Source organism: Vibrio anguillarum, assembly GCF_003390515.1.
In the GTDB taxonomy this organism is placed as follows: Bacteria; Pseudomonadota; Gammaproteobacteria; order Enterobacterales; family Vibrionaceae; genus Vibrio; species Vibrio anguillarum.
This window is the reverse complement of record NZ_CP031478.1, coordinates 961,686-962,568: the sequence shown is the minus strand read 5'-3', so window position 1 is coordinate 962,568 and position 883 is coordinate 961,686. Positions and strand designations below refer to the sequence as shown.

The 883-nt window shown below is 43.4% G+C and carries 2 protein-coding genes; both read right to left on the bottom strand.

Annotation, left to right across the window (positions count from 1 at the left end; translation table 11 throughout):
- Window positions 1-116: 116 nt before the first annotated feature.
- Window positions 117-395 carry a type II toxin-antitoxin system RelE/ParE family toxin gene (locus tag DD616_RS04020; RefSeq protein ID WP_017048421.1) on the bottom strand — a complete coding sequence of 93 codons (279 nt, stop codon included), beginning with the start codon at window positions 393-395 and terminating at the stop codon, window positions 117-119.
- Complete coding sequence (locus DD616_RS04015) at window positions 392-676, bottom strand: type II toxin-antitoxin system RelB/DinJ family antitoxin (protein WP_208871495.1); 285 nt, start codon at window positions 674-676, stop codon at window positions 392-394. Before DD616_RS04015 ends, DD616_RS04020 begins: the two co-directional genes overlap by 4 nt.
- Window positions 677-883: the final 207 nt, after the last annotated feature.

Sequence of the window (883 nt, the reverse complement as noted above, 5' to 3'; positions counted from 1 at the left end):
CAACGCGTGGCGACTTTAGTGCAAAATTGAAGTTCTGTGTTTACGGTGTGTTTTTTTGAGTTCGGCGGTGCGTTGTCAACCCCTTAGCCGGGCGTTAGTTTGCCCACCGACTACAATCAGTCGGTAGGGAATTTCTGCTTCTGATGTAGAACTCGCATTACACGAATTGTTGAGCCGTCAACCCAATAGGAAACGATCATTGAGATTTCGGGGATAATTAGTAATCGTCCTCGAATGCCATCACGCTGAAAACCCATCAGTGGCTGCTCAAGTAAATTTTCTACTTTAGCTTCGATGATTTCGTCAGTTTTGTCTGCCGCGTTTGGGTTGAAGTCATAAAGAAACTCAAAGATCTTCTCACGATCATTTAGCGATTCTTCTTCCCATAAAATCATTGTTGACCTCGGCTGCGAATCTTAGCTTTTCGTTCAGCCATTCGTGCTTTTGCTGAGTCATGATCAACAAATGAAGCTTTTCCTGAGTCAAACTTTTCAAATGCTAAGTTTACTTGTTCAGTTAACCAAACGTCATGAGATAATGTTTTTCTTTGTTGCTCAGCCATTTGTTCAGTAAGTTCACGGCAAGCATCGCTGAGTGTGCGACCTTGGCTCTCAGCCATTTGCTGAGCTAAGCGTTTAACTTCGTCATCAACACGAAATTGGATTCTAGTGTCCATGAGTAACTCCCTAAGTTTGTGTGTGTACAAATGTTAGCACTAGAATCGAGCAAGGGCAACTAACAAACGGCTCAAGAGGGATTGCTAACGCGTGGCGGCTTTAGTACAAAATTGAAGCTCAGTGTTTACAGTGTGTTTTTTGAGTTCGGTGGTGCGTTGTCAACCCCTTAGCCGGGCGTTATGTGATCTTGTAAATTCAGCTACATA